Raw genomic sequence first — 3,261 nt, forward strand, 5'->3', positions numbered from 1 at the left:
TCTTTTACAACAGCATTTATCGCTCTTAAACGAAGGGCTTCTTGTGCGTCTTGGGATAACTTGCGGGCGTCTACTAATTCCATGGATAGACACTATCAGAATAACTCGCTTAAGTCCACTGTTTTATTGCCGGAGTAATATGGTCTTCCTGTTCCCCTGATTTTGGGGTGCAAGGGGTTTTAGATCGCTTTGGTCAGATTGCGCCCAAGGTTTTGTTTGCAGCAGATGGTTATTATTATAACGGCAAGGTGTTTAATACTCTCGAGAAATTGCCTGAAATTGTGAACGGACTTCCCAGTGTTAAAGAAGTGGTATTAGTGCCTTATGTGAATTTGAAGGGCAGTAATGGTGTATTGTGGGATGAATTTTTAAAGCGGGGAGAAGGGGAAGGGCCTCCTGAATTTCCAAGGCTTCCCTTCGATCACCCCGTTTATATTCTGTATTCATCGGGTACCACTGGTGCTCCTAAGTGTATTGTTCATGGAGCAGGGGGAACCCTACTGCAACATTTGAAAGAACACCAATTGCATTGTGATATTAAACCAGATGATCGCATTTTTTATGTCACATCATCAGGGTGGATGATGTGGAATTGGCAGGTGTCTGCTTTAGCTTCCGGGGCAACGCTAGTACTGTATGATGGATCTCCCTTTTATCCCGATGGCAATGTGCTTTTTGATTTTGCTGACGAGGAAGGCATGACCCTATTTGGCGTATCGGCTAAGTATATTGATGCGGTGCATAAAGCTGGTCTAGAGCCAATGCAAACCCATAGCCTAGAAACCGTTCGCACAATTACTTCCACAGGTTCTCCCTTAATGCCAGAGAGTTTTGACTTTGTGTATAGAGTCATTAAAAAAGATGTTTGTTTAGCCTCCATTTCAGGCGGGACTGATATAATTTCGTGTTTTGCTTTGGGCAATCCTATTGGGCCTGTTTGGCGAGGAGAATTACAAACACGAGGATTAGGGATGGCCGTTGAGGTTTTTGATTCCGACGGTAATGGAGTGCGGGGGGAAAAGGGGGAACTCGTCTGTACGGCGCCTTTTCCGTCCATGCCAGTTTCCTTTTGGAATGATTCAGATGATAGAAAATACCGTGCTGCTTATTTCGAGAAGTTTCCCAATGTTTGGTGCCATGGGGACTTTGTGGAGCTGAGCGATCGCGATGGGCTCATCATCTATGGTCGTTCTGACGCCATACTGAATCCTGGGGGCGTTCGCATTGGGACGGCGGAGATATATCGACAAGTTGAACAGGTTGATGAAGTTCTAGAAGGCTTGGTGGTGGGCCAAGAGTGGAAAGGAGATATGCGATTGGTGTTGTTTGTGGTTTTGCGGCCTGAAATTTCTCTTAGTGAAAAGCTTAAGGGCAAAATCAAAAAGCAGATTCGAGAACATGCAACCCCTCGGCATGTACCCTCTATTATCATTCAAGTACCTGAGTTGCCCAAAACCAAAAATGGAAAGATAGTGGAGCTCGCCGCGCGAGAAATGATTCATAATCGGCCAATTATGAATAAAGAGGTTCTTGTTAATCCAAAAGCCTTAGAGGCTTTCATAGGACATGAAGAGTTGAAGAATTAAGATTTACCCTTTTCATAAACTTGGGAAAAGGGTATTTGAGTAGGAGAACATTCGTCAATGAAACTCAGAGGGAGCCCATTCCATGACTATTAAGTTGCCTGACTTGCCGTACGCTATAGAAGCCCTAGAGCCACATATCTCTGGTAGAACGCTAGAGTTTCACCACGGAAAACATCATCAGATATATGTGACGAATCTCAATAACCTTATCCAAGAAACAGCATTGGCAGAGGCTTCTTTGGAGGAGATTATTTTGCAATCATCAGGGAAGGATGACAAAGTGGGTATTTTTAATAACGCTGCCCAGGTTTGGAATCATACTTTTTACTGGAATAGCATGAGGCCAGGTGGGGGCGGTGCGCCAACAGGGGCTCTCAAGGCCAAAATTGACGGCGCTTTCGGCAGCTATGATATCTTTTGTGATGAGTTCAAAAAGGCTGCTACGACCCAGTTTGGATCGGGCTGGGCATGGCTGGTGGAAGACAGCGGCGAGCTTAGGATTGTAAAAACCGCCAATGCCGAAACGCCTATCACTCAGGATCTCAAGCCCCTTTTGACTTGTGATGTGTGGGAGCATGCTTACTATCTGGACTATCAGAACCGCCGTCCAGATTATGTGGGTGTATTCTTAAAGAATCTTCTCAATTGGGAATTTGCTCAACAGAACATAGAAAAGAAGGCTGCTTAGAGTTCTAATTGATCCGTATGGATCCGTTTAGCCAATCAAGTCTTTAAACTGGAAGAGCTTTTGGACTAGCTGGGATTTTGTGGCACACTCGTGCCTTTCCTTTAACGTCTCAATGTATCCTTCAACTGTCCGACTGGATAAGTCTAGAACATTAGCAATTTCTTTATTTGTCTTCCCTCTAAGGAGGTGTTTGACACATTTCATTTCTTGTTTCGTCAGGTAAGAGCCATTCGTTAAGTAAAACCTATTAATGTTGAATTCTTCCCTCAGCAGCCCTTTAGCTGCCTTATCAGAAAAAGAAATGTCTATTGCCGATTTTGTGATTAACTTTCCCTTTTCGGGTGAAATGATTTCATGGCACTTATCTTTGAAGTGAAAGATAAATTTTCTATAGATGGAACCCTCATTCAAAAAGGAGTTTAAAATTCCCGAATTGTCGGGTGTTCCTGTGAAAACGAAGATCTCGACGGAATCATGCAGGCGTTGATACATATGAAGGGTGTTCCAAAAGCCGAAGTCATATAATTGAGATAAGTGGCGTCCTTGAGGGGCTCCTGATACGATAAATTTATAGAACTCACCTTCGTCTACTTGTTTAATCTGTCTTTCAAAAAGGGCTTTGTCGTTAAAAAATTCATTTTCAAAGAATTTATCAGTCCATCCTTTATTGTTAGAGACTCTGAGAATCGTTCCATCTTGAAAAAATCGAGCATAGCAAAAGTGTTCAATTCCAAGCTGGGATAAGGGCTCGGCAATATTAGATACGACGGGCACCACCCTTATATTAAATTCGTAAGCACTTCTGTTCTCGACAATCGACATTAATATTCTCTTTAAAAAAATCATAAGAGCAAATTGCAAAATTAGGTGAGTGAGTTAATTTTTGTTGTCTTTAAGAAGCGACAAACCAGACAAAAATACCAGGTCCTCCTGTTATTGGGGTTTAATAAGGAAAGATAAAAAGCCAAACTAATCTCAACAACAGAA

General features: G+C 42.7%; 3 protein-coding genes. 2 read left to right on the plus strand and 1 reads right to left on the minus strand.

Annotated features, from left to right (window positions below; all coding sequences use genetic code 11):
* Positions 1–125: 125 nt before the first annotated feature.
* Entirely contained in the window at positions 126–1,586 is a 1,461-nt protein-coding gene (locus HOL16_02070; GenBank protein MBT5389480.1) for an acetoacetate--CoA ligase, read from the plus strand.
* 82 nt (positions 1,587–1,668) lie between these two features.
* Positions 1,669–2,274 (plus strand): superoxide dismutase, encoded by a 606-nt coding sequence (locus HOL16_02075; GenBank protein MBT5389481.1) that lies wholly within the window; start codon positions 1,669–1,671, stop codon positions 2,272–2,274.
* Positions 2,275–2,301: 27 nt separating this feature from the next.
* On the opposite strand, the gene HOL16_02080 is transcribed toward HOL16_02075, so the two are convergent.
* Entirely contained in the window at positions 2,302–3,096 is a 795-nt protein-coding gene (locus tag HOL16_02080) for a helix-turn-helix transcriptional regulator (GenBank protein ID MBT5389482.1), read from the minus strand.
* Between the last annotated feature and the right edge of the window lie 165 nt (positions 3,097–3,261).

This window comes from Alphaproteobacteria bacterium (assembly GCA_018662925.1).
Lineage (GTDB): Bacteria > Pseudomonadota > Alphaproteobacteria > 16-39-46 > JABJFC01 > JABJFC01.

Coding starts and splice junctions, on each gene's coding strand:
- HOL16_02075 (MBT5389481.1), top strand. CDS start 1,669: ATGACTATTAAGTTGCCTGACTTGCCGTACGCTATAGAAGCCCTAGAG.
- HOL16_02080 (MBT5389482.1), bottom strand. CDS start 3,096: ATGTCGATTGTCGAGAACAGAAGTGCTTACGAATTTAATATAAGGGTG.